A 25,019-nucleotide genomic window follows, 5' to 3' on the forward strand; every position below is an offset into this window, starting at 1 on the left:
GCGATTAACGCATTAATAAGGGACATGTTTTTATAATTAGTTCTTAAAAGACCCAATAAATGAGAGATATTCCTCTTTGCTCATCAATGGGGTGTAATCAGCTAACATTTCGTCAGCTTGGGATGCATCATCAAATAATAGGTCAATAATTGCCATTGCCATCATTTGCGCAGGGCGGATGTAGGCCATATCATCATCAAAAACAACGTAATCTTTACCGTGCAAACCACCGCGAATTGCGCCAATCCACGGGTGACTCACTGGCATGATATGTGATAAGTCGCCTGTATCTGTGCTTCCAGTCATATGGCCAGCAACCCAAACATTTTCTTCGCCAATCAAATCGTGGGCATTGTGTTGCAATAAGTCGTTTAATGTATCGTTGTTATACAGCGGCAGGTAACCCGGTAAATCTTTGACTTCTACCTCTGCACCGACTGACATTGCACCAGCAATCAATGCACGAGTAATACGCTCATTCGCATCAATCATCGCAGGAACATTTGACGCTCGGACATAACTTTCCATACGGACATCGCTTGGGGTGACATTCACTAAATCGCCGCCTTGTGTGATGATCGGATGGAAACGAATATAATCTTTTTCTTGGAAGGTTTCGCGAATCGCATTGACCCCCATGATCCCCATCATTGCTGCATTGAGTGCATTAACACCCAGATGAGGAGCCGCCGCCGCATGAGATGCTTTGCCTTTGTAGTTAATCAGCTTGCCAATAAACCCATTGGTGGTAGTCGACATTTCAATAAAACCAGTCTCACGTTCAGGTTTGACACTGGTTAAATGAATTTGCATCGCCATATCGATATCATCAAATTCACCAAGAGATATCAGCTCAGGTTTACCGCCGATATAACTGATTTTTCCTTGCTCAATCAGTTTATTACGATAAGCCAGTTCAACATATTCCTCTGCGGGAACGGCGAAAGGAACGACGTCTCCCGCGAGGTATTGCATAGCACCTGACTTAACCAGACCAATAGTGACTGCCATCATGTTAGCTATTTGTGCATTGTGCCCGCAGCAATGAGCAGCACCCGTTAAATCATCAGCCTCTGGGTGCTCCGCACAAATAATCGCATCGAGCTCACCAATCACAGCAATACTATGTTTACTCCCTTTTCCACCTTTAAGGCGAGCCTTAATCCCCGTCAATGCCAGTTGGTTACGGTAATTAACGCCTAAGGCAGAAAATGCAGCTTCCACTTTTTTTGCTGTTTTGACTTCTTTATAGCCGAGCTCAGGTTCTGCCCAAATATCTTCAGCCAATTTTTTGATATCCCCTTTATGGGATGCAATTGTCTCGCAGACGATGGCTTTCAATTGGTCTTTGGTCATTGTCATGGTAAATATTTCCTATTGTTAGATAACGCCGCTCCATGAAAGTGTCACTTGACCAATAAGTGCAGCGAATAAGAATGTTCCCGTAAAGACCGCCAGTGAAACTGGGATGATCCGCCATGAAATGGCTTTAAATTTGTCGATATCTTTACCGAGTGAAAGACCAGCAAAGGCAAGTACTGTCGTACTGATGACGGCAAGTGAGATTTTACCTGTCATTGCGATCATTTCTTTATCGTAAGGGAATAACGGTGAACACAGACCCGCCGCAATTAAAGATACCCAGAAAATCACGGGTAACTTACCTAATGGTGGGATTTGTGCAATTAAGTATGCCACAAATGACATACCCCCTAATAATGCCATGGCGATAAGTGAGTCACTAAAGACTGCGCCAAAGCTACCACGGCCATAAATTGAACCGCCGAGTGCATCACCCAGTGAAGTGAAGATGATGACTAACACGATGATTATTGCAATTTCTGCCATCTTTTTCATGATCTTATATCCTTATTCTGTATCTGCTGATGCGGTTGCACGTTTTCTTTTCAATTTGTTGTACAAGAAAGAGGCAAACGGTAAGGAGAAGAAGATGTAGATGTACAGACCTAATACCGAAGACATCAAGTTTGCAGAGGATGAGAATGCTTGAATATCTGCTGCGTGTTCAGGATAAAGTTCCAATAATGGGGCAACAGATGCCGCTAACATCGAACCACTACCCACACCAGCACCCATGGCTAAAGCAAGTGGGCTCAAAATATCGAGTCCTGCGATAACACTGGCGATAATACCCATCCAAACCGCACCGTATAACGTCCCGCAAATATACATTGCCATAACGCCGCGGCCTTCTGGTGAACTTAAACCATATTTGGCTTCGATAATGGCAATATTGGGTTCACGACCGATAGAGTAGGTGGCACCAACGGCCTCACGGCCCATGCCTAACATGATAGCAAGTGGTAAACCGAGCAATATGGTACCGATAAAATGACCGACTTCTTGCAAGATTAATGCGCCACCGGCTTGAATAATTTTTTCCCAAGATGCACCAACGGAGGTGCTTAATTTTGCAATTAAGATAACTAACGCGACACTCATTATCGAGCTAGCGTGTGCCATATTTTTTTCGCTGAGGATTTTGAATTTTGGAAAACTGATAATACCACCCATCAACATGGAATAAAGCATTGGAAAAACCATGACTAAACTGATTTTAATTTGCCCTATAGCTTCCGAAAGAAGAATGATAAGTAAGCTAACCAAAAGCAACTTACTATCTTTTAATATACCCATAGTGTTACCTTTCATTGGAAATGTTTTTAAGAGTTTTTCGTATATATTTATAATAAAAATGCATCATTTTCGTATTCATACTATCCATGAAACTATTTTCCTGACAATATTCCGAAAGTCTCTTAGCCATGCCGAAAAGGCATGGTTAAAATCAATAAATTAATATTTGTTAATAAAGATGCAGTTATTGAAATATTTTTGCATTTTAATATTAAAAATATTTTTATTATTCAGGATGATACAAAGTATTATTAATTTTTTAACATACCGTTTCATAAGTAATTTTGATTTTTTGGTGTGTTAATGCGAGGAATTATCAAATACCCAGTAAATGTGAGGTTGTTCAGGTTTTATTTATTTTTTTATAGCAAGGTTTTATTTTTATTGAATTTATATAATGATAAAAATTGAATTTTAATTGGATATTATTGTGGTTCTTTTGGGTTTTTATTTTTATTTTAGCCTATCCTTAGTTTAATTATCAGTTTAATGTACTGATGTGTTTTTGCGAATTTTCTTCAAAAAAATTTGATATTTTACAATAATATTGTATTTGGCTGTGATATTTGACATGGATCTCAATTCTGAATATTTCTTAATTTGAAAGCAATAAATGAGTCGAAATTTTATTTTAGTCTATTTGCTGAAATTCATGTTATCCGTAACATGTTTACCTGTTATTTGTTTATTGAATATCGAAAAATATAAAGGCACGAATTGCGCGAACAAAAAAGTGTTTGTTGTTAATTTACACTAAGTCGTCTTTTTATCACAGCGGCATTGTGAACGGCAAACCTAAAGAAAGGTGCTTATGACTATTACGTTAAAAGATATCACCAAAGATAATTGGGTGGATATTATCTGTCTTGAAATAACCAAAGAGCAGGAAGACTTTGTGGCTCTTAACTCAGAGTCAATCGCAGCCTCAAAATTTTTTGATTACTATATTAATCGTGGTATCTATGTTGATAATGAGCCCGTTGGCTTTATTCAATATTATTCAAATCATGAAAATGGCAGGCCCGAAGAGGTTTTTATTGGCCAATTGATGATTGATATTAAACACCAAAGAAAAGGCTTTGGTTCTCTGGCTATTCCACTTGTTCTCGATGAAATAAAAAGTTTAGGTAAATATCAATCAGTATCAATTTGTTATATCGAGGGTAATGACATGATGAAACCTTTTTTTGAACAGTTTGGTTTTTCCGTTGTTGACCAAGATGAATTTGATGAAACCATTATGCGGCTCGTTTTTTAGTACTGAAATGACGAATATCCGCTCCAACTTAAAGTTAGCAGCGGATATTTGTAGAGCGGTAAACCTATAGTATTTATCTAAAATTGCGCATTTAATCCTAAGCGTAGTGTGCGCCCGGGGGCTGGCATCATACTGCGCGTCAGTGGGTCGATATAATAACGGTCAGTTAAGTTGGTCACTAAGAATTCGACATTAATATTTTTGTCAATTTGGTAACTTGCGTAGGCATCTGCAGTAAAGGTCGGAGTCCAGTGCATTGGGCTATTATTCGCCATCGAATAACTCCCCGGGAACTGCTGCATCAGTTTGCGTTCATCTTTATTTTGTACACTACTGGTATAACGTAAGCGTGTTCCCACTTCAAGGGCTTCATCCATAAAGCGCATGCCTAGGTTGGAATTTATGGCATATTTAGGCTGCAATTGTGTACGTAAAAAACCGCCAGGGAAACCAGCTGTTGTGCATTGGGAGATATTATAGCGATTAGCTGGGTCAAGATTGGCTGGCGCCGAGTCATCACACACTTCATTTTTGAGGCGGTAATCGACACCAATATCCATAAATACACCACCATTATCATAGCGCGCCAAAGCTTCAATTCCTGCTGTTTTATGTTCTTTTACTTGAACAAAATTAAGCCGCCCATCACGGTCAAATGCATTTTCAATGACAGTATGGTAATAGCCTATTTTCACATCAGCATGGCGTTCAGCACCGAGTAAACCTTGTAAGTTACGTGAATAACCAAATTCAAAGGTTTTTGCACGTTCGGGTTTAAATAACATTTTCTCTTTACGGGCTTCACTTTCCCCTGCAAACCCAATGCTATTTTCAAAAATACTTGGTAAGCGAACCGTCTCTATATAGCGTGCATAAACCCGGTCGTTATCAGATAACCAAATATTGGCACCAAAAGCGGGAGCCCAGCCATGGCTTTTTTGTTTGCCTGAGAATTTCCATTTTTCTTCTTCAGTGAGTTCGCGCTTAATGTCATCAGCTGGGTGTGAATAACTTGAGCCATAGACATAAACTTCCTTGCCAGTTACAGGGTCAACAGCACGAGCTTGAGAATCGAAAGTACCATTATGGAAAGGGTTTGTTTTTGTGGTATAGCGACCATCTTTATCTGATTTCCATTCGGCGCGGAAGTTAACGTCTAAAACACCATTTTCTTCTGGGCGCTGAGCGTTGTTTCTTTTAGTAATAAAAACGGTATAGTCGGTATCTTCCAACCCTAATGTTTTAAGTAATATTTGGCTGTTTTTATAACCACCATTAAACGCTTGGTAGCCGTTTTTAACAGCGCTATCATACTCTTCTTGGGTTAAAATTCGGTTATAATTTATCTGTTTAGCAAGGCGCTCGTCAGGGTTTTGAAAGCCCTTGGTACGGTTGCGCATTTGCTCTTTTAAATAATCATCTTCTGTCCAGCCATCAATATATTTCGCTCCCGCATCCAGTTCCAACCAGCTCGTTGGGCGATAGTTAAAGTTAAAGGCAATACTGGTTTCTTGGCGATGACCTTTACGAGGAAGAGCAATAAAAGGGCTGGCGGTTTGAGATGGCGGTACGTCGTTAGAATCTAATTTTTCTTTGAGCATTGAACCGCGGATCGTTAAATCAAGATCGGGCGTGAGCGCCATGGTATTGCGTAAATTAAAGCCAATACGGTCGTTTTCGGAGTTAGTTGCTGCGGTATTAATTAAAGAACCATCAATGTTAGGGTCTTTTCCATCACCATAACCATATTCGAATCCCCAATCGCGTTCTTTGGGCTCTCGTGGGTAGCCACCTGAGGTGTTGGTATCCCCTACGGAATGGGTCATCCACACATTTGCGTTTAGGTCAATCCATTGATTATCTTCAGGTTTCCATTTATATTCGGCATTATAGGCATTGACTGTAAAGTGAGCTAATGGCCACTGAGGTAATACGTGTTTTCCTTCAAGCTCAGCAAATCCTAAACGTGACGGCATGATTTCACCATAGGTGCTTTCACTTCGGCGAAAACCAAGATGTAATGTTTGGTTTTCAGTGAGATATAAATTAGTTTTAACTAAATAGGATTCCAACTCATTGGAGGTATTCGTCACTTCTTTTCCGGGGCGAAATACATTAGCAGCAAAAGGTAAGTAAGGGTCTGGACCAAGCTGTTGCTGGACTGTTTGTTGTTCATTTAATTGAACCGATTCTTTATAACGGTGAGCGCCATTTTTCCCCGCAAAATAGTTACCTTGCCGGCGATAAGCATAGGCGGCCATTAAATCAAACTTTTCTTGTCGAGTCCCAACCGCTATTCTTCCGCCATTATCTTTAAAATTAAAGAATTGAGCGCTTCCTCGGGATTTCGGTGTGATGTTGACGACTGGATCAGAGAAAACATAGTTATTATTTTTATAAATCTCAGGGTGATCTCGGTAATCTTCGCCATAACCAAAGTGGGGAACACGCTCACGAGTAGAATTGCTGCTGGTTTCCAGTTTTAAACTGACACCAAATTTTTCACCCGGTGCAACAACGTCATCTATTCCTATGGTTCTGATGGCTATCCCACCACCAACAGAGGTTTTTATATCACCAGCAAGAGAACCACTTTTTTCAATCTCAATGCTACTAATGAGGTTTGGGTCCACATAGTTACGGTTGTTTGCCCCATTGTAACCCCGATAAACGGTTAATGATTGCTCTGTGCCGTCAACCGTGACAGGAACTCGTTCTTGCCCTTGAATGCCTCGAATATTCGGGTCTAACGCGCCACTGTTTCTTGCATCACCACTATAGACACCAACTGCACTATTAAGCACATCCGCGGTACTGGTGCCTTTATAGCGTTCAACAAGGTCTTTTCCTAAATAGATTTTAGAACCTTTAGCATCATATTGCTCATCGTAACCTTGTTGATCCCGCTCTTTGATAGTTTTTGCTGAATCTTGAACAGTAATGGTGCCGATGTGTTCTTCTTTTTCCCCTAAAGCGGTTGTTGGAATAAAAAGAGCAGTAATAATTGCAGTAGTAATAGGTGTTAATTTGTATTTATACATTGTGTTTTTCTCTATGCCATAACGCTTAAAAACGGGTTTCTAACCCAATAGAAATTTCGTGCTGGTGGTAGGAGTAAATTCCATCAGCAGAACTGCGGTTATCACGAAAGCGGTAACTGGTATAAGGCGTAAAAGTGAGCAATGAATAATTTGGAAAACTAAGACGCGCAAAATACATCGCTTCTCTATCATGGCGTTTAACATTCAACATTTGGTTGAAGGCCTTGAATTGGCTTTCTCGGTAAGTTGCAAGTGCCAGTAAATGAATATCGGGTGTTAGCACGTGATAAAAACCGCCTCGGATACCCAATTGGTCATAATCATCGCTACGAACTTCTGTGGTGAGACGAGTCGCATCAGCCCCCAAAAAGAGGGAGGTATCTGGGGTAATACCATAGACACCGGTTAGATGTAGGCTACTTCGATTACCATCGGCACTGTCATACGGTTTTTGGTAATGAAGTTGTTGGTAGTCGGCGGAGGTACTAAGGAGCACACGAGGTGAAAATTGGTAGTCAGCTTCAATTTTGCCCCCTATACCTAAATAACGACGCTTTTCATTGACCGTTTTTAACTCAACTAATGGGCCGAATGCGGCAGTGGTGTTCGCATCATTAAAACGATATAAAGTTGCTAAAGAGGTAGTGTTCTCACTGAATTCAGCATAGTGCGGATAGCGGTCACCATAAGAGGTTCCCTTGATTTGCAGGGAATGGTTGCCCGAGATAGGAATAATTTTGCTCAGACTCGCATCATAGGTGAGCCCCGGTGATGATTTGGGATTAGCCATTTTCCAGGTCCCCCCTGGCGTTTCCCAAACTTTATTTTTATCTGGAACTTGGTTGATATTACTGTTGTATTTATAGCCAAAGGAGAGACTGCCTGTCCAAGCTGTGCGGTTTTCGATAACACTAATAAATTGTTGAATGGTTTGCTTTACACTAATAGGTAATGCGAGTGTTTCATCGTTAATTAAACTTTGAAATAAAGCCAAAGACTCTTTATTTTGATTATCTTCAAAATAGGTACGTGCAAGTTCTAATTTTATGCGAAGAAACTTTGGTGACAGTACCAATATTTGTTGGTAATGGGCAATTGCTTCTGGGTAATGATTTTGCGCTTTAGCGATTTCTGCTTTTGCAAATAAAATAAGCAATGGATCTGCATCAGCGAGCTGTTGGTAGCGGGGTAATAAGCGCTGTACGTCTTCAAATTGCTTGTGGTTAATTGCCAGATAAATAGCCTGCCCTAGGTCTTGGGCATTATTCTTAAGAGAATAATTTTCCCCATTCAAATTAATTGATAGGTCATCAGGGAGAAGCAATTGGTCTTTATTGGGGACTACAGCACTTTTATCACGATAGTTTTGTTTGTCTTTTTGCCATAACAGCTGTTCTCGGTCAGTGTCCAAGCTGGCTGGAAATGCAAAGGATGTGACCATAAGCATTATGATGGCAGAAGTTAATAACAGATATCGCATAAGATTAGCTTCGGTAATAAAAGGCAGTGGCCAACTGCCTGTCACGCTTTATGGTTGGCCACCAAGGTTGATTTACGGGTTACTGGGAAATATTCCCACGGCTTCCACCAAAGGCCATATCTTTGCTGTGATCTTCAAATTGAGTGACACCAGCAATATGCTTAGCTTGGTCGCCAAAGAAATGCCCATTTGTTGAGCCGGATTCACCATTAAGGGTGGCCGCTCCGGCGAACGTGGCATTATTTTTAATGGTGGCATCAATATTGGTTGCACCAATATTCCCTGCTAAGGATTTAGTCCCAAAGTTGGCTGTCAGCGTCCCTGCGGTTAGTGCGCCTCCATTATATTGGCTGATTCCTTTAACGGAGTATTCCGCTGTGCCAGCTGTAGGCATATTGGTGGTGACATCCTTGCCAGAATAGTAAGCGGTATGAGTGGTGTCACTAACTTGTCCTGTCGATGACCATTCGCCGAAATAGACTTCTGCATCTGCAATTTTGGCAAAGTTAAAAACGCCCATTTTGTCATGTGAACCAGGTCCATTAGGCATGGAAATAACATGTGCTTCATTTCCTGCTTGTATTGGTGCCATTCGAGTTAAACCTGAGAATGAAATGGTTTTTCCACCATAAACTGATTGCACACCAATACCTGGGTCACCCGCAGCACCACCATGACCACCACCGGTTCCTTCTGTCGCACCAACACGAACGGAAGGCTGATTAGTATCGAAAGGTTGGCTTTGGCCAGAACCGATTGCCGCAGAAGCACCAAAAGCCACTGTGCAGGTTGCGAGTGCTAGAGCGATAATATTTAACTTTTTCATCGAAATACTCCATTTTTATTAAAGATATTAACGATACTATTGATTAAGAAATTATTATTTCGCATATATATGACGATTGGTATTAAACCAAATAATAATATAAATGCAAATGATAATTCTTCGCATTAACATTAAAATAATTATGGGTATCAATGAGATAGTGATATTGCTCTTGTTGTTAGTTGTTGATATTACGATTTATTTTTGTAGTTAATTTGTTGGGTTATCAATTTTAATGGTAATTATTTTTTGATAAAAAAGTTAAATTAGTCACATTTTTATGCGTTTGATTGAATGGATTACATAAACAACATTAAAGTTAATGTTGTTTATTGCTTCATCATCGATGGTAGTCAATGGAGGGTTAAATAAAGCAAAATAATAAATGCAAACAATGCGCATTATCATTACTGTTGTGGTAATTTTGTCTTTACAGTACACAGTTAGGTTTATAATCACTCAAAATATAAGGGAATAAAGATATGGCTCCATGGTTAATTTTTGGCGCGGGTGGAAAAGGTGTTGGTCATCAAATTGCTCAGTTGGCAATTGCAGAGAAACGCTCTGTCATCGTTGTTGTACGTAATAAGCAGTCTGCAGAGGCATTGGAGGCGGTAGGTGCGCAAGTCTTCATTGGTGATGCTTGTGATAGTGAAGTGGTTAAGGCTGCTTGTCAGTCCGCAGGAACAACTGCCACGGTTATTTCAACCATGGGGGGGACTCAAGATTATTTAGCTCATCGTACGGTGATTGATTGTGCAGAACATGTTGGGATATCTCGTATGGTGTTAGTCACATCATTAGGTTGTGGGGATTCATGGCCTTATTTGTCTGCCCGGTCACGCGCTGCATTTGGTCAGGCGGTGAGGGAAAAATCCCTTGCGGAGTCATGGCTACAAACTAGCTCATTAGATTATGTGATTGTTCGCCCTGGAGGGTTATTACATGGTGAGCCAACAGGAAAAGCAGTTCTTCAACAAGAGGTTGAAGTTCATGGCTTAGTGATGCGTGCGGATGTTGCTGCACATGTTTACCAGTTGGCTAAGCAAGGTGAATTGAAAAAACAAATTTATAGCGTGGTACAGCCGGGGTTGGTACCCGCTTAATAAAAACGAGGTTTTTTGTGTAGCTTACCTGTTTTTTATTACAAATAGGGCTACCATTGGTCTCCACTGCGAAAGTCACAATATAGGGGTTGTGAAAAATCAATTAAATTGTTTTTTGACCACCCCATGACGCCACCTTCTTCATTGACAGAGTGGATATAATGGCCTTGATTGAGCTCATACAATGGCCCGTTCCATACTTGCCAGCCGACAGATTGATATACAGGGAAGCCCTGATCTGATGCAGAAAGCAGACCCAGTTGATAACAATCGGCAATAATTTGGTTGGTAGCCAGCATAAGCTGTTTGCCGATCCCTTGGCGACGGTAGTTTTCCAATACCGCCATCGCTTCAACATAGCCAACTGTTATTGGCGTATTACCGATTGCCATATGACGTTGAATAATAGCAACGTGGCCAATAATCTGTTGTTGGTCATAGGCCAAGATGTGCATTCCCCCCAAAGCATGTTCAAAATCATCATAGGTAAAATCTTGCTCAAAGCTTTGATATAACATGGAATACAATGCCTCTCTATTCTCTGTTGAAAGTTGAGAGGTGTGTTTGTTTTTATATTCTATTGTCATTTAGCACCATGGAATAATTGTAAAGAGGGCTGAAATAAAAAATCGTTAAGCTTGTAGGAGCAAAGTATATAGCATATCAAAATTGACTATGATGGTTTGAATGCGTTAGTGCTAAAAGCTATTTTGGTGTTTTTTAATAAAGCCATCGATATATTTTGTGGTATTACTCAAACGTTATTTTCATTAATGTAATATTAAGGTTATGAATATCGATTCTTTCAAAAATTTCGATTTTTATCACATGGTTATGCCGAACAGGCAAAGTGAGTTTTTTGCTTTATTGTGTGGTCGTTGCTCTTTTCAATAAGGATTATTGAATGAAAAAAAATGACATCAACGATACATGATGCGGCTTTTAAAGGATTTATGACAATTATTTGTTTATTGCCTTGGACTCCCATAATTTTGAACAAGTTATTCAAGTTCTAGGTGAACAAACAGAAAAGCATAAGGAGACAATCATGAATATTGCTCAACGATTGCAATATAAAGGACGGCAAGAAGGGTTGCAAGAGGGATTTAAAAAAGCAAAGAAGAGGCAAATATAGCAACTGCACGGAATCTTTTGGAGCAAGGAATTAGTATTGAGATAATTATGAAAAGCACTGGGTTGAGCCGTGAAAAACTTATTTCTTTACAGTAACTCAGTTTTTATGGCTGAAAGTTAAAAGGGATATTGTTTATCAATATCCCTTTATTTAATAATAGTTGAATAATATAAAAATTATTTAAATGGCATCTACTGGGTTTGCTTATCCCATTGAACCAGTACGGATAATAATTGGCTTAACGCACCGTAAAAACCGTATTCATCATACCGTTGGCAATTTTGGCTAAATACTGGTAGCCATTGTAGTAAAAGTGACAAGGTCTTTAGGCGCAATTGTTTCACTTTTTCTTGGTCCAAATGGACTTCATTTAATGAAAAATGTAAGTGACTTAATAGCTCCAAAAAAATTGAAATATGGTCAGAAGGTTCTCTAAATGCCTCACTAGTTTCCATTCCAGCCTCGGCTAATAAGTACTTAATTTGTTCATTACCTTGTTCACAGTTTGGATAAACTGAGGCGTAAGGTAAAGCTGATTGCTTATCAGACATTAAAAATAAGCTACAGAAGTCGGCGGCTAATTCGAGTTGTGCATCATTTCGCATTACTAGCGCTTGGGTTTTTGTTTTAACTACTTGAATTGGCACAGTTAGAACGGGTTCCTGCTCGACAGTCGTAAACCAATCCATCATCTCGCTAGATTGAAGTTGCGCTAATGTTGCGCTATCTAGTTCACGTGAGAACAATTGTGCTAGCCATGCATAAATACATGCTATTTGTTCTGGTGCTAAAGTACTTTGTTTTGTCATTTATTCACCTGTGATGCAGGGACATATTCACACTGAGCAACCATTTCAATTGGCCCATCGAATGCATTCACGTTATCCACTTGTCCTGTATATTTTTCTATCTCTACTAAGGTTGTATGTGCACTGGTGGCTTGCGCTAATTGAGAGGTTCCAATATCAAGCGTCAATACGTTTGGGTTTCCGTATTTGCACAGCGCATTGATTTCTCCGCCCTTAGTCGGGTCATACCAAGCTCCCTCATGGATACGGGCAACGCCTTTTGTGTATAGGTCTGAAACCACGGCTCCCGCTAACACTTGCCCTCGGTCGTTGAAAACGCGAACGATATCACCATTTTGTATACCCCTAGCTTTCGCATCTTGAGGACTAATAAAGACCGGTTCTTTGCCACTAACGGAATAATATTGACGTAATACAGGGGACTCGCACAGTTGTGAGTGTAAGCGAAAATCGGGATGTGCAGATTGCAAATGTAATGGCCATTTTTTTGAACCTGGGCCGCCGTGGGAGCGTTCTGCTTTTTCGAACCACATTGGGTGGCCTTGGCAATCATCATATTGCATGTCGGCAATAGTTTTTGAGTAAATTTCAATTAAACCACTCGGTGTTCCTAATGGTTCTAAGTCGGGATCTTCTCTAAATGCTTGATGACGAACAAACATTTGTGGATGCTCAAATTCTACATAACCGTCTTTTTCCCAGAACACATCGAAGGAGGGTAGATGAATACCACGGCCTTTCCCCTGCTGGCTGCCTTCTTGCCAAATACGTTTTAGCCAGCCCATTTCGTCCAAACCTTCAGTAAAGGCTTCTTCACGACCAAAACGGCGGCATAGGTCGCGTAAAATATCGAAGTCATTGCGTGACTCAAATTGCGGTTCAACGAGTTGTTTCATTGCAATAATGCCACGATTTGAATGGTTACCGTATTGGTCAAGGTCATTACGTTCAAATTGCGTGGTCGCCGGTAATACGATATCGGCAAAGCGGCAAGTGGATGTCCATTGGTTATCGATAGAAACAACCGTTTCAAGCTTGCGCCAGCCTTCAATAATACGATTAATTTGTTGGTGGCGGTGGAATGGGTTGGTTCCGGCAAATACACACATTTTTAGTGGTGGCAATTTAACCGTTTTACCATTCCAGTTAATCGTTTTTCCGGGTTCTAAAATCGCATCAATAAAACGAGCAATAGGAATGGTGCTACTATAGCCTTTGTAGTCATTGCTATCATGAATGGGGGGGACTTTGGTTGAGCCTGAAAAACCACTCAAAATAATCCCCTGACGGCTTGGGGTTCCTGCTCCATTATAGTGCCAACCGAAGCCAAACCCGCCACCCGGTAAGCCAATTTGACCTAACATTGCAGCTAAAACGACAACCATCCACGACCATTGTTCACCATGTTGCATGCGCTGAACACACCAACCTGCAATGATTTGGGTGCGATCTGCTGCCATTTGGCGGGCTAAAGCTTGGATCGTGTCGGCATCAATACCACAAATTTCAGACGCCCATTGTGCATCTTTCGGTTGGCCATCCGTTTTTCCCATTAAGTAGGGAACAAATTGCTCGAAACCGACACAATATTCTTTTAAGAAGGTTTTATCATGTAAGTCTTCACTGTAAAGGGTGTGAGCGATGGCTAATTGCAGTGGCACATCCGCTTGCGGGTTAATCGCAATATGTTGAACATTGGCACGTCCAAGGTAATCATGAGTAGAGGTGATTATAGGGTCAATACTGATGACTTTTATCTCACCATTAGCGGCTTTTTCTTTCAGTTGTTCATAATATTCATAAACGTCATGATCAGGGCACCACCAGTTAGCTTGTTGGTTTTTGAGAAGGTCAGAGCCCCACAACACAATGGTTTTACTATTTTTGAGGACTAACGGCCAAGAAGTTTGTTGTTCATAAACCTCCATCGACCCAACAACTCGAGGTAAAATTACTTGTGCAGCCCCCGTTGAGTAATCTCCGCCAGTACTGACACTATTGCCGTGCAGCGCAATGGCACGAGCTAACATACCTGAAGCGTTGTGAAGCATCCCTGTCGATTGCCAACCATTTGCAGTGAGTAATCCACTTGGTCCATAGGTTGTTTGAACACGTTCTAATTCTTGATAGAACAAATCAAGGGCTTCATCCCAAGAAACACGTACGAAGCGGTTATCACCTCGTTGTGAGGTATCACTTAAATGGCGTTTACGTAGCCAATCAACACGTACCATTGGATAACGAATACGGGCTGTACCATGAACATGGTCAGGTAACCCTGCAATCATTTTAGATGGAAATTTATCGTGTTCAAAGGGCTTGGCTTCGATAAAGCGGCCATCAACCACAGTAGCGCGAATTGCGCCCCAGTGCGACCCAGTCAGAATGCCTTCTTGTACCACAGCAGTTTGTTCGCCAGCCGTTGCAGCGCTAGCTTTACGTGGTGTTAAGAGGGAAGGGCCTAACATTCCCGCAACGGTGAGCCCGCCAAGCTGGAACAAAAAGCGCCGACGAGAAGCTTGAAAAGTTGGATTATTTTTCATTCTGTACTCCGTTATCACCGTGTGAAGATCCTGCGGTATCAGATGCATTCATTTGTAAGTATTTCAGTAAGGTACGCTCTTCTCGCTTATCTAAGCTGGTAAAGCCAATCATACCGTTTAATGTGCCTATCCAACCGTTAGCATCAAAGTGGGCAATATCTGGAGCCCCATGGCATTGATTACAAGACCCGTTATATAAAGAGTCTGCATAAGCCCATATCGGTTTGATATCATTGATCATATCGCCTTGCTGCATCCATGCGGTCGCTTGCAATTTGCTCCATGAAGTATCGGTTGCAGCGACAACGGTACTTTCTAAATTTTTCACATTTTCTTGAACATCACCGCGTATTGAAGCCACGAAAATTCGTTTACCAGGGAATTCGGATAGGACTCGTTGGCGACCATCGGTTTCTGTCCACCCAGTGATTTCAACTTGTAGCCAATCGCCATCACGTTTTAGGACTTTCACCTCTGAGGCAGGAAGTAACGAGCCAGCAGGGTCTTTATCCCCTTTATTTGCATAAATAGGTTTAATATCAAGTGAATACAGAATATCGGAATCACTATTTGCCTTCGCGCGCAACTCATCGAATTGTTTACGAAAACCACTGCTCATATCAGGCAATTGGTGGGCAATCCCTTTGTGGCAGTCAATGCAGGATTGATTCTCTTTCGCAGCGATTTGCATTTGGCGAGCCGCTTCTGGATTTTGCTTGGCGTGGTCCATCGAGTCGTAATCATGACAAGAGCGGCAAGTGGCCGAATTGTTCTCTTTCATGCGAGCCCATTCACGTTCTGCAAGTTCGGCGCGTTTGGCTTCAAATTTTTCAGGGGTATCTATCGAATGAGCAATAAATGTTTGATAAATATCATTGCTTGCTTCGAGTTTCCGTTTAATCATGCCTGGAAGGTCGGAGGGAATATGGCAGTCATGGCATTCTGCACGTACCCCAGAGGCATTTTGGAAATGCACGGATTGCTTATATTCTTCGTAAACGGGTTCCATGCTATGGCAACTGACACAAAACTCGGTGGTGCTAGTCACTTTCATCCCAACATGGGGTACAACGATTAACGCAACACCCACTGCAATCCCGACAACGATTAACGTAAGCATTGACCAACGAGCACTTGGTTTTCGCAACGCTCTCCAGAGTTTCCGCATAATAGCCCCTGTAATTATATGGTTTAATACAGGCGATCTTATTGAGTTAATATGAATAGCGGTACTAGTCAGGATGAACAGCTTACGGCAAGATATGGGTAAATATGAACAGATATGAACAGAAGAGAGTATATCAATGACATCACATCATATTGTGGTTGTTGAAGACGAACCCGTTACTCAGGCGCGTTTACAGGCTTACTTTGAGCAAGAAGGATATCGTGTTTCTGTGACGGGGAATGGTGCAGGTTTACGCGAAATTATGGATCAGCAAGTAGTTGACTTGATTCTGTTGGATATTAATTTACCGGATGAAAATGGGTTAATGTTAACAAGGGCGCTACGTGAGCGTTTTACAGTAGGAATTATTTTAGTCACAGGCCGTTGTGACCAAATTGACCGTATTGTGGGTTTAGAAATGGGAGCAGATGATTACGTTACTAAACCTTTGGAACTCAGGGAGCTCGTTGTTCGTGTCAAAAATTTACTTTGGCGAATTGACCTTGCTAAACCATCACAAACCCAGGTTGTTTCTCAAGATAATTGCTATCAGTTCGCTGGCTATTGCCTAAATGTTTCGATGCATACGCTCGAATTTAAGCATCAAGCAATCAAACTCACTCGTGCTGAATATGAAATGCTAGTGGCTTTTGTGACAAACCCACGGGAGATTCTAACCCGAGAACGTCTTTTACGTATGTTATCAGCCCGTCGAGTTGATCACCCTGATTTACGCACGGTAGATGTACTTATTCGCCGTTTACGCCACAAGATTAATGCTGATTTATTAGTGACTCAGCATGGTGAAGGTTATTTTTTAGCCGCCGATGTATACTGATATACGGGCCTAAATCCTCCTGGAGATAATGAATTACGTAAGTGTTCACTATCTGCATTTTGTTGAGTAAGCACTAAAATTGGCGGGCTTATATTGTTTGGAACTGGTTGCTTTTGTAATACTTTGATGGCTTGTTCAATGACTAGCTCACCTTGCCAAACCATTTGGTCGCTAGCTGCCATAATTATTCGGCCTCTTTTTAAGCCGCGATAGACTTGATGTGATAAGTAAAAAGAAACAATATTCAATGGTTTTGTTAAGTTACGGCCTTCACCCATTGCGGCTTCAGCGGCGATAGCTGTGCCAACGACGACATCAATATCTGGGTTACGCTCTAGCATTTCATGTAATAAATTGCGTTGAACTTCAATGTCGTTATCCCCTTGTGCAACATCCACAATTTGTACATGGCTACCCGCAATAGCCTCTCTGAATCCTTGTTCCATTTCAAGGCTACCGCCAGCATTTAATGGCCCAGGCATAAGTAACACTTTCAATGGCTTACCTTGGCTCCATTGCACTAAATAGCGTCCCGGCTGATAGCCCATTTGAAACCAAGGTACACCCACGCGGGTTTTAACTGTTTTATCGTGTGTCGCGTTGATGACTTCAATGACAGGCGTATTTCCTACCAGTTGGCTCAGGTTTGGAAAGGCTGTGGTGCTACTGCCCAGTAAAATGGCATCTGCTCCCCACTGTTGGCATTGCGTAATTTGCTTTTGCTGAGTGGCTAGCTGGTTATATCCGCCAGCTTCTAATACATTTAGGTCAATACTATAGCTTTTGGCTGCTTTTTGCATACCATAATTAATTGATAACCAATAAGAATCTTTTAAGCTAGGATAAAGCGCACACAATTTCCATGTTTTTGTAGCGGTAATAGGATTATGTGGTTGAGAGGTAAAGTGTAGTGTATCACGCCACTGAATGAGTGAACTATTCTGCGCCATTGCTAGGCTCAGTAATGAGTGAAATGTGAACAGTAGTAAAATCAATACACGCATGATAGCCTCACAAACCAGAAACCTTTATCCTAAATGCTTTCTTGCAGTTAACTCAACCATTTTAATTTTTAGGCTAACTAAACCGTGAATTTATCACTAACTAGACGATTGTGGATGGGCTATGCGCTGATGGCAGCATTGACCTTTATCAGCACCCTTGTGGGGTGGTACAACTTACGTTTTGTTAGCCAAGTTGAACAGGCCAATACCGAGGCACTGATTCCAACCATGAATATGGCAAGGCAACTGAGTGAAGCGAGTGCTTGGGAGCTATTTTCTGCGCAGAATCTCACCAATGCAGATAGCGAAAGTATTTGGTTAGCGCAAGGGCGGATGTTAACGGCACAAAGCCTTAAAATCACTAATTTACTGAAAACATTACGGGAACAAGGCTTCAACACACAAGATATAGAACAACAAGAAAAAGAAATCGCTCAATCATTAAGCCAACAGGGTGAATTAGTTGGACAGCGATTAAAACTGCGCACAGAGCAACAACAGTTAAGGCAACATATTATCGCTGCGGCGGGTGATATCGCCCAAAAGGCGCATGGCCAAGCCAATAATGCAGCGACCTCCGCCAGTGCAACGCAGGTGAGTATTTATGACCTAATCGAGCGAAAACAAGGGGAACAAGCTCAACAAGCCCTTGATCAACTTATTGATATTGATCTTGAATATGCTAGCCAAATGAATGAGTTGCGATTAAGTGCTATGCGAGTACAGCAAATGGTACTTAATTTAGGTTCAAACCAACCCAATCGTAATATGGCAGAATTAGAAAATCAGCTGAATTCTGCAGTCAAAATCTTACAGCGTCGGCAAAAATATATTGAAGACCCTGCCGTGAGAAGCCAGGTAGAAAATGCCTTAAATAGCGTTAAGCGTTATACCGAGTTAATTACGTTGTATCGCCAAGATAACGACATCACAACTCGTTTACAGATTTTATCGCAAAATAATATTGACCAATTTGCACGTTTTAGTAGTGAAGTAGCTCAATTAGTTGACATCATTGAACTTCGTAACCAAACCGCATTGGGGCAACTTAAACAAGCCAGTGAACGGGGGCAAAATTGGTTGTTAGCATTAAGTATTGTTTCATTACTCTCATTGATTTTGATCCTTTGGCGAGTGGTTTACCGTTTAGTAACAAAGCCGCTGGCACAGCAAACCCAAGCGCTTCAACGCTTGCTTGAGGGCGATATTGACTCTGCATTTCCTGAAACCGCAGGAGTGAAAGAGCTAGATACGATTGGCCGTTTAATGGATGCATTTCGTGCGAGTGTACATGCCTTAAATAATCAACGCGAACAGCTAGCGGACCAAGTCAAAGTGAGAACGGCAGAACTGCGTGTGATGGTTGTTGAGCACCGCAAAGCTCGCGCTGAAGCAGAAAAAGCCAATCAGGCGAAATCGGCATTTTTGGCGGCAATGAGCCATGAAATTCGCACACCGCTTTATGGAATTTTGGGGACAGCACAACTGTTATTAGAAAATAAAACGCTTAATCAATATCATGATGATTTATATGCAATTACGGATTCAGGTGAATCCTTATTGGCTATTTTGAATGACATTTTAGATTACTCTGCTATTGAAGCTGGGGGACAAAATGTTTCGATCAATGAGGAGCCTTTTGAGCCCAAGCCATTATTGGAAAGTACCTTGTATCTAATGAATGCTAGTAATAAAAACCATGCTATTCAGTTAGTTGCTGATATTGCAGATGATTTACCTACTGCCTTACAAGGGGACCCACTCCGGATCCGGCAAATTATCACCAATTTACTCAGTAATGCATTGCGTTTCACTCAGCAGGGGCAAATTACTTTACGTAGTTGCCGTTATGGTAAATATTGGTTTATTGAAGTGGAAGACACCGGATGTGGCATTGATAACTCGCGATTTACTGATATTTTTAAGCCATTTGTGCAAGTCGATAGCCAGCGGGGTGGAACAGGACTTGGGCTGACAATTAGTGCAAGTTTAGCACAAGCTATGGGCGGTGAATTGACGGTTAGTAGCCAGCTAGGGAGTGGGAGCTGTTTTCGTTTAACACTGCCGTTATGTATCGCCTCGCATCCAGTTAGTAAATCCGCAGATCTACCATTAGACATGCGGGGCGTACATTTATTACTCATAGAAGACAACCCATTGACTCAGAAAATCAGTGGAGAAATGTTAACTCGCAGTGGGGCACAGGTAACCACCGTTGGTTCTGCGGCCGAAGCATTAGCGGCCCTACAAACTGGGCAACAATTTACAGCGGCGTTAGTGGATTTTGGTTTACCTGATATCGATGGGATCACGTTGGCTAAACAAATAGCGAAAGCCTATCCCACATTGGTTTTGATTGGTTTTAGTGCGCATGTGATTGATGAAACATTGCGCCAACGGACGAGTCAAGTTTTTCGCGGCATCATTCAAAAACCAGTACCAAGAGATAGGTTAAACCAGTTAATCGTTAAATATATTTCAGGCGGTGAGTATCCGTTGTCCGATTCTAGTGTTCAGGAAAAATTTGTAGATTTGCAACAGCTTATTAGTGATGCTGAATTAATGGGGCTCTCAAAAATTCGTGAATGGGTGAGTATTTTTAAACAACATTCTTTACCGTTAATCGGCCAAATTGATATCGCACGAGCAGAAAATAACACAGAACAAATAAAACGCCTGGCTCACCAGTTAAAAAGTAGTTGCGCTAGTTTGGGAATGCAAAGTGCAGTACAAAGCTGTGTATTATTAGAGCAGCAGCCAATGGCGGATACTCAACTGAAAAATGATATACAGCAAGGCTTACAGGCTATTGAGCAATGGTTGAATAGAGCGCATTGATTTTTCAAATAGCCAGTAAGGTTCATTTAGCTGCTTTTTATCTGTTGAAGACCATGTTCAGGGCTAAGATTTAGCGCGCAACACGCAGGCCACCGCTCACACCTTGTGGGCTCCACAGTATTTGCCATAATTGGATATCTCGAGCTCTAAATGCACCAGCACAAGCATTTAAATAATAAGAAAACATGCGTTTGAAACGAGGTGTATAATTATGTTCGAGCTCAGGCCAAGCGGCTTGAAAGCGGGAATACCATGCCATGAGTGTATGGTCATAATCAGCACCAAAATTATGCCAATCCTCCATGACCAGTTTGCCTTCGCTGGCTTCACCAATATTTTGCACAGAAGGTAGGCAGCCGTTTGGAAAAATATATTTATTAGTCCATGGGTCAACATTCACTTTATTTTGATTAGAACCAATGGTGTGAAGTAAAAACAAACCGTTAGCTTTTAGGTTGCGTTGAATAACATCAAAGTAAGTCGCATAATTTTTAGGGCCGACATGCTCAAACATACCGACAGAAACAATACGGTCAAATTGGTCGTTGAGATTCCGATAATCTTCTAATTTAATATCAACATCTAAGCCTGCGCAGCGAGCTTGAGCATATTTTTGTTGTTCAGCGGAAATAGTGACTCCTGTAACAGAAACCCCAAAATTTTTTGCTGCATAAGCAGCGAGCCCACCCCATCCACAGCCGATATCAAGTAATCGCATACCGGGTTTTAATTGCAGTTTTTCGCAGATTAAATTTAATTTTTGTTCTTGCGCGAGAGGAAGGTTTTCAGGAACCGCTTCTAAACCTTTCCAGTAGCCACAAGAATATTGCATATAAGGATCGAGCATCAGAGAAAATAAGTCATTTCCGAGGTCGTAATGCTCTTCTCCAACAATTCGAGCACGTTTTAGGGTTTGCAAATTGCGTACACGTGCGACAGCAATTTTCAATGTATCACTGAAATTATGAGGTATTTTTTTATCGAGTTTATGGCGTAAGACATATTGGAAAAATATATCTAAACGCTCGCAATCCCACCAACCATCCATATAACTTTCACCTAATCCTATTGAGCCATGTTGTAGCACTCGTTTAAAGAAATGGTGGTTGTGTACCTGGATATCGAAAGGGCGGGAGCCATTAATTTTAATGCCAGCTTCACTCAATAATTCAGTAGCAATGCGTTGCCAAGAGTCGATAGTGGTTTTTTGGTTAACGACTTGTTCAGTACTCATCTGATCTCCAATTTTTATCAAAGTGGGATTCAGAGAACTTTATTTGTGACGTATTCGTGGTACAGCAAAACAGGAATATTGACCACCGCTGCACGACAGTCAGTGTATTAGCGTTATTGTTGCTATAAATAAAGCTCAAATCCAGTTTCAGATAACTCTATAAAAAATATAAAACGTTCACATTGAATTTCAATAGAAATTGCACTTAATACTTAGAAATGGCACTTATAACCAAAAAAAAGAGTTCTTATAAGACAATTATTTGCTTATCAAAGCTTTTCAAGCTCTTCAATGAGTATTGGAGTAAGTCTAGTATATAGAAATGACATTTGTGTGAAAAAATACGTTATTTGTTGCTTTTTATCTGATTAAGATTGGTTTTTTGGGCTGGTTTTATTGAAATTAATGATGGGGCGTAGGCAAATGGCTCACCTATGATTATGGAGAGCCATTTAAGAATAAAAATTCAATGATTAGATTTTTGGAGAATATCCATAACGGATTGTTTCTGTTTGTTCTAAATGAATTTGTGTTACCGCAGGTTGGGTATTGGCGATCACTTGGCCATCACGAATAGAATAACGCACAGGAACTTGACGACGCACAGCATCGAAGCCATTTTCTGCGGGTAAAATCAATAAGCTAGCTCGGTTTCCTTCACTCACACCATAATCTTGCAAGTTCAATGTACGTGCGCTGTATTCACTAATCAGTTTCAGCCCATCATTGATTTGCTGGTAACCCATTAATTGGCAGACATGTAACCCCATATGCAGTACTTGCAACATATTGGCGGTACCTAATGGGTACCATGGGTCAAATACATCGTCGTGACCAAAGCACACATTAATATCCGCGGCTAGCATCTCTTTCACTCGCGTAATTCCACGGCGTTTTGGATAAGTATCAAAGCGGCCTTGTAAGTGAATATTTACTAGTGGGTTAGCGACAAAGTTAATTCCAGACATTTTTAGTAGGCGAAATAAACGGGAAGTATAAGCGCCATTGTATGAATGCATTGCGGTGGTATGGCTTGCGGTGACGCGAGATCCCATCCCTTGTGCATGTGCTAACGCTGCGACTGTTTCAACAAAACGAGATTGCTCATCATCAATTTCATCACAGTGGACATCAATCAAGCGGTCATATTTTTGTGCTAAAGCAAATGTTTTATGGAGTGATTCCACGCCATACTCACGAGTAAATTCAAAATGTGGAATAGCACCAACGACGTCGGCTCCGAGGCGTAACGCTTCCTCTAACAGGGCTTCGCCATTTGGATAAGACAAAATACCTTCTTGCGGGAAAGCTACAATTTGCACATCAACCCAAGGTGCGATTTCTTGTTTTACCTCTAACATCGCTTTCAGTGCGGTTAATGTCGGATCTGACACATCCACATGGGTACGAACATGTTGAATACCATTGGCAATTTGCCATTTAAGGGTTTGCCACGCTCGGTTTTTAACATCATCGTGGGTGAGCATCGCTTTACGCTCTGCCCAACGTTCGATGCCTTCAAAGAGTGTTCCTGATTGGTTCCAGCTTGGTTGCCCTGCGGTTTGAGTGGTATCCAAGTGAATATGTGGCTCAACGAAGGGAGCCGTAACTAATCCACCTTCACCATCTAAGCTGTCTGGTAATACTTCACCTTGAGGTTGTGGAAGAATGGCTTGAATTTTTTGATTGTCGATATCGATACGCCACAGGCCATCACGTTCAGGTAAACGGACATTATGGATATGTTTGATAGTTTGGTTAAGCACGGGTCATCTCCGAATCAGTAGTATGGCGGCGATTTAATAATGGGTTAAGGATAGCGTAACATAATGCACCACCCAGTACGGCATTGACAGGAACAATGCCTGGTAACCAGTTACCTGCGATAACCCCAGCGGCAACGGCGATTAATGCACTGATGTTGACATCACGCATTTTACTGCGGTCAAAGGTTTCATAGCGGTGACGGTACATGAGGTAGTCTGCGATAATAATTCCGCCAATTGGGGGAATCGCCGCGGATAAGAAAGTTAGCCAGCCAACAAAATTATTATATAACCACAGCGCACATAGTGTTCCGACCAGTCCATTGACAATGGATAAGGTTTTGCTGGATAACCCGGTGATATTGGCAAACCCTAAACCTGACGCATATAGGGCGTTATCATTAGTTGTCCAAATGTTTAAGCCTAAAACGATAATTGCGGGTAATAATAAACCTTGGGCAATCATCACATCAGAGATGTCTGCCATACCTAATGATGCCGCGCCAGCGGCTCCAAAGATAAACATCAATGAATTACCAAGGAAAAAAGCAATAATGGCGACAAGCACCGCAATCTTAGGTTTTCGCCCGAAACGCACAAAATCAGCTGTTAATGTTCCTGCACTCACAAAAGACCCCACTACCATGGCTAAGGCAAGGTTAAAATCGATAGGTTTTGTGGGGACGACAGACTGCAATGCACTCATTCCACCCATATCAGTGATAGCAAGGTAGACGGAATAACTGCCGAGTATCGCAATGGCAGGAACTGCAACGATTGACAGTATAGTCAGAGCAGAAATGCCAAAAAAGACCGTAACGGTCATTAAGACCCCTGAAATACCAATCAACCAGTTGACATCCCAACCCGTGGCTTTGCCAACGGGAATGGCAAACATCGCAACACCGACGCCAAACCAGCCGACTTGTGTGCCACCTAATAGGAATGAGGGGAGCCATGAGCCTTTAATACCAAAGGAATAACGAGCAAGAAGGTGGGTAGTTAAGCCTGTTTTAGAACCAATAAAACCAAGAAATGCGGTGTAGATACCAAGAAGAAGATTACCGATAAGAACTGCGAGGAAGAAATCATGAAAATCAAGACCGGTACCGAGAGCGCCTCCGGTCCACATACTGGCGGAAAAGAACGTTAAACCTAGCATCACAAAGGTTAATGCTAGTCCGCCTTTCCGCGCAGATATGGGCACGGGGCCATGGCTATAATTTTTATCGTCAGGCACGATTGTCTCCAGTTATTTTTTTCAGGCCAAAAAAATCCGACGCATTTTATAGCCATCAAAATAAAAAGCAAACGT

The 25,019-nt window shown here is 41.5% G+C and carries 18 protein-coding genes; 4 read left to right on the forward strand and 14 right to left on the reverse strand.

Features of this window, described 5'->3' with window-relative positions:
- Nucleotides 1–36: 36 nt before the first annotated feature.
- Genes PSF28_RS14135 through PSF28_RS14145 form a run of 3 tightly spaced genes read right to left on the reverse strand, consistent with a single transcriptional unit; the run spans nucleotide 37 to nucleotide 2,658 of the window.
- A complete protein-coding gene (locus PSF28_RS14135; RefSeq protein ID WP_210840451.1) occupies nucleotides 37–1,362 on the reverse strand; it encodes an amidohydrolase in 1,326 nt (441 codons plus the stop codon).
- Nucleotides 1,363–1,380: 18 nt separating this feature from the next.
- Complete coding sequence (locus PSF28_RS14140; protein ID WP_004262394.1) at nucleotides 1,381–1,857, reverse strand: hypothetical protein; 477 nt, start codon at nucleotides 1,855–1,857, stop codon at nucleotides 1,381–1,383.
- Nucleotides 1,858–1,869: 12 nt separating this feature from the next.
- On the reverse strand, nucleotides 1,870–2,658 hold the full coding sequence (locus PSF28_RS14145; RefSeq protein WP_210840452.1) for a DUF3100 domain-containing protein: 789 nt from the start codon (nucleotides 2,656–2,658) through the stop codon (nucleotides 1,870–1,872).
- An 811-nt stretch (nucleotides 2,659–3,469) separates the two neighbouring features.
- On the opposite strand from PSF28_RS14145, the gene PSF28_RS14150 reads away from it, so the two are divergent.
- Nucleotides 3,470–3,916, forward strand: coding sequence for a GNAT family N-acetyltransferase (locus PSF28_RS14150; protein ID WP_210837815.1), 447 nt, complete (start codon nucleotides 3,470–3,472; stop codon nucleotides 3,914–3,916).
- A gap of 77 nt (nucleotides 3,917–3,993) precedes the next feature.
- Here PSF28_RS14150 and PSF28_RS14155 read toward each other — a convergent pair whose 3' ends face one another.
- The 3 genes from PSF28_RS14155 to PSF28_RS14165 all read right to left on the reverse strand — a co-directional run bounded on the left by PSF28_RS14155 (nucleotide 3,994) and on the right by PSF28_RS14165 (nucleotide 9,263).
- The gene (locus PSF28_RS14155) at nucleotides 3,994–6,957 is read right to left on the reverse strand and encodes a TonB-dependent receptor domain-containing protein (RefSeq protein WP_210837813.1); all 2,964 of its coding nucleotides are present in this window, start codon (nucleotides 6,955–6,957) and stop codon (nucleotides 3,994–3,996) included.
- 25 nt (nucleotides 6,958–6,982) lie between these two features.
- Entirely contained in the window at nucleotides 6,983–8,437 is a 1,455-nt protein-coding gene (locus PSF28_RS14160) for a porin family protein (RefSeq protein ID WP_272685235.1), read from the reverse strand.
- A gap of 79 nt (nucleotides 8,438–8,516) precedes the next feature.
- The gene (locus tag PSF28_RS14165; RefSeq protein WP_210837808.1) at nucleotides 8,517–9,263 is read right to left on the reverse strand and encodes a Slam-dependent surface lipoprotein; all 747 of its coding nucleotides are present in this window, start codon (nucleotides 9,261–9,263) and stop codon (nucleotides 8,517–8,519) included.
- Nucleotides 9,264–9,745: 482 nt separating this feature from the next.
- On the opposite strand from PSF28_RS14165, the gene PSF28_RS14170 reads away from it, so the two are divergent.
- A complete protein-coding gene (locus tag PSF28_RS14170; RefSeq protein WP_210837806.1) occupies nucleotides 9,746–10,369 on the forward strand; it encodes an SDR family oxidoreductase in 624 nt (207 codons plus the stop codon).
- A gap of 50 nt (nucleotides 10,370–10,419) precedes the next feature.
- On the opposite strand, the gene PSF28_RS14175 is transcribed toward PSF28_RS14170, so the two are convergent.
- The 4 genes from PSF28_RS14175 to torC all read right to left on the reverse strand — a co-directional run bounded on the left by PSF28_RS14175 (nucleotide 10,420) and on the right by torC (nucleotide 16,024).
- Nucleotides 10,420–10,956, reverse strand: coding sequence for a GNAT family N-acetyltransferase (locus PSF28_RS14175; protein ID WP_272685236.1), 537 nt, complete (start codon nucleotides 10,954–10,956; stop codon nucleotides 10,420–10,422).
- 739 nt (nucleotides 10,957–11,695) lie between these two features.
- Nucleotides 11,696–12,313: a molecular chaperone TorD gene (torD, locus tag PSF28_RS14180; protein ID WP_272685237.1), complete on the reverse strand. Its 618-nt coding sequence runs from the start codon at nucleotides 12,311–12,313 to the stop codon at nucleotides 11,696–11,698.
- Nucleotides 12,310–14,856: a trimethylamine-N-oxide reductase TorA gene (gene torA / locus PSF28_RS14185; RefSeq protein WP_210837800.1), complete on the reverse strand. Its 2,547-nt coding sequence runs from the start codon at nucleotides 14,854–14,856 to the stop codon at nucleotides 12,310–12,312. The genes torD and torA overlap by 4 nt, the downstream gene beginning before the upstream one ends.
- Nucleotides 14,846–16,024: a pentaheme c-type cytochrome TorC gene (torC, locus tag PSF28_RS14190; protein WP_272685238.1), complete on the reverse strand. Its 1,179-nt coding sequence runs from the start codon at nucleotides 16,022–16,024 to the stop codon at nucleotides 14,846–14,848. Before torC ends, torA begins: the two co-directional genes overlap by 11 nt.
- Nucleotides 16,025–16,160: 136 nt before the next feature.
- Here torC and torR point away from each other — a divergent pair, with 136 nt between their 5' ends.
- On the forward strand, nucleotides 16,161–16,862 hold the full coding sequence (torR, locus tag PSF28_RS14195) for a two-component system response regulator TorR (protein WP_004913440.1): 702 nt from the start codon (nucleotides 16,161–16,163) through the stop codon (nucleotides 16,860–16,862).
- Here the strand turns inward: torR and torT are convergent.
- Nucleotides 16,835–17,866, reverse strand: coding sequence for a TMAO reductase system periplasmic protein TorT (gene torT / locus PSF28_RS14200; protein WP_210837798.1), 1,032 nt, complete (start codon nucleotides 17,864–17,866; stop codon nucleotides 16,835–16,837). The genes torR and torT overlap by 28 nt on opposite strands.
- Before the next feature lie 84 nt (nucleotides 17,867–17,950).
- Here torT and torS point away from each other — a divergent pair, with 84 nt between their 5' ends.
- Nucleotides 17,951–20,704, forward strand: a complete 2,754-nt coding sequence (torS, locus tag PSF28_RS14205) for a TMAO reductase system sensor histidine kinase/response regulator TorS (protein WP_272685239.1) — start codon at nucleotides 17,951–17,953, stop codon at nucleotides 20,702–20,704.
- A gap of 70 nt (nucleotides 20,705–20,774) precedes the next feature.
- Here torS and cfa read toward each other — a convergent pair whose 3' ends face one another.
- The 3 genes from cfa to codB form a co-directional block, all read right to left on the reverse strand.
- Nucleotides 20,775–21,938, reverse strand: a complete 1,164-nt coding sequence (cfa, locus tag PSF28_RS14210) for a cyclopropane fatty acyl phospholipid synthase (protein ID WP_210837794.1) — start codon at nucleotides 21,936–21,938, stop codon at nucleotides 20,775–20,777.
- A 473-nt stretch (nucleotides 21,939–22,411) separates the two neighbouring features.
- Entirely contained in the window at nucleotides 22,412–23,704 is a 1,293-nt protein-coding gene (locus tag PSF28_RS14215; protein ID WP_210837792.1) for a cytosine deaminase, read from the reverse strand.
- Nucleotides 23,697–24,944, reverse strand: coding sequence for a cytosine permease (gene codB, locus PSF28_RS14220; RefSeq protein ID WP_272685240.1), 1,248 nt, complete (start codon nucleotides 24,942–24,944; stop codon nucleotides 23,697–23,699). The genes PSF28_RS14215 and codB overlap by 8 nt, the downstream gene beginning before the upstream one ends.
- Nucleotides 24,945–25,019: the final 75 nt, after the last annotated feature.

The sequence above is a fragment of the Providencia sp. PROV130 genome (assembly GCF_028482225.1).
Classification (GTDB): domain Bacteria; phylum Pseudomonadota; class Gammaproteobacteria; order Enterobacterales; family Enterobacteriaceae; genus Providencia; species Providencia rettgeri.

Bases quoted from the DNA above. Each gene is read 5' to 3' on its own strand.
- PSF28_RS14165 (WP_210837808.1), bottom strand. From the start codon at position 9,263: ATGAAAAAGTTAAATATTATCGCTCTAGCACTCGCAACCTGCACAGTG.
- torT (WP_210837798.1), bottom strand. From the start codon at position 17,866: ATGCGTGTATTGATTTTACTACTGTTCACATTTCACTCATTACTGAGC.
- torC (WP_272685238.1), bottom strand. From the start codon at position 16,024: ATGCGGAAACTCTGGAGAGCGTTGCGAAAACCAAGTGCTCGTTGGTCA.
- cfa (WP_210837794.1), bottom strand. From the start codon at position 21,938: ATGAGTACTGAACAAGTCGTTAACCAAAAAACCACTATCGACTCTTGG.
- PSF28_RS14170 (WP_210837806.1), top strand. From the start codon at position 9,746: ATGGCTCCATGGTTAATTTTTGGCGCGGGTGGAAAAGGTGTTGGTCAT.
- PSF28_RS14160 (WP_272685235.1), bottom strand. From the start codon at position 8,437: ATGCGATATCTGTTATTAACTTCTGCCATCATAATGCTTATGGTCACA.
- PSF28_RS14140 (WP_004262394.1), bottom strand. From the start codon at position 1,857: ATGAAAAAGATGGCAGAAATTGCAATAATCATCGTGTTAGTCATCATC.
- torA (WP_210837800.1), bottom strand. From the start codon at position 14,856: ATGAAAAATAATCCAACTTTTCAAGCTTCTCGTCGGCGCTTTTTGTTC.
- PSF28_RS14155 (WP_210837813.1), bottom strand. From the start codon at position 6,957: ATGTATAAATACAAATTAACACCTATTACTACTGCAATTATTACTGCT.
- PSF28_RS14150 (WP_210837815.1), top strand. From the start codon at position 3,470: ATGACTATTACGTTAAAAGATATCACCAAAGATAATTGGGTGGATATT.
- torR (WP_004913440.1), top strand. From the start codon at position 16,161: ATGACATCACATCATATTGTGGTTGTTGAAGACGAACCCGTTACTCAG.
- PSF28_RS14175 (WP_272685236.1), bottom strand. From the start codon at position 10,956: ATGACAATAGAATATAAAAACAAACACACCTCTCAACTTTCAACAGAG.
- PSF28_RS14145 (WP_210840452.1), bottom strand. From the start codon at position 2,658: ATGGGTATATTAAAAGATAGTAAGTTGCTTTTGGTTAGCTTACTTATC.
- PSF28_RS14135 (WP_210840451.1), bottom strand. From the start codon at position 1,362: ATGACAATGACCAAAGACCAATTGAAAGCCATCGTCTGCGAGACAATT.
- torD (WP_272685237.1), bottom strand. From the start codon at position 12,313: ATGACAAAACAAAGTACTTTAGCACCAGAACAAATAGCATGTATTTAT.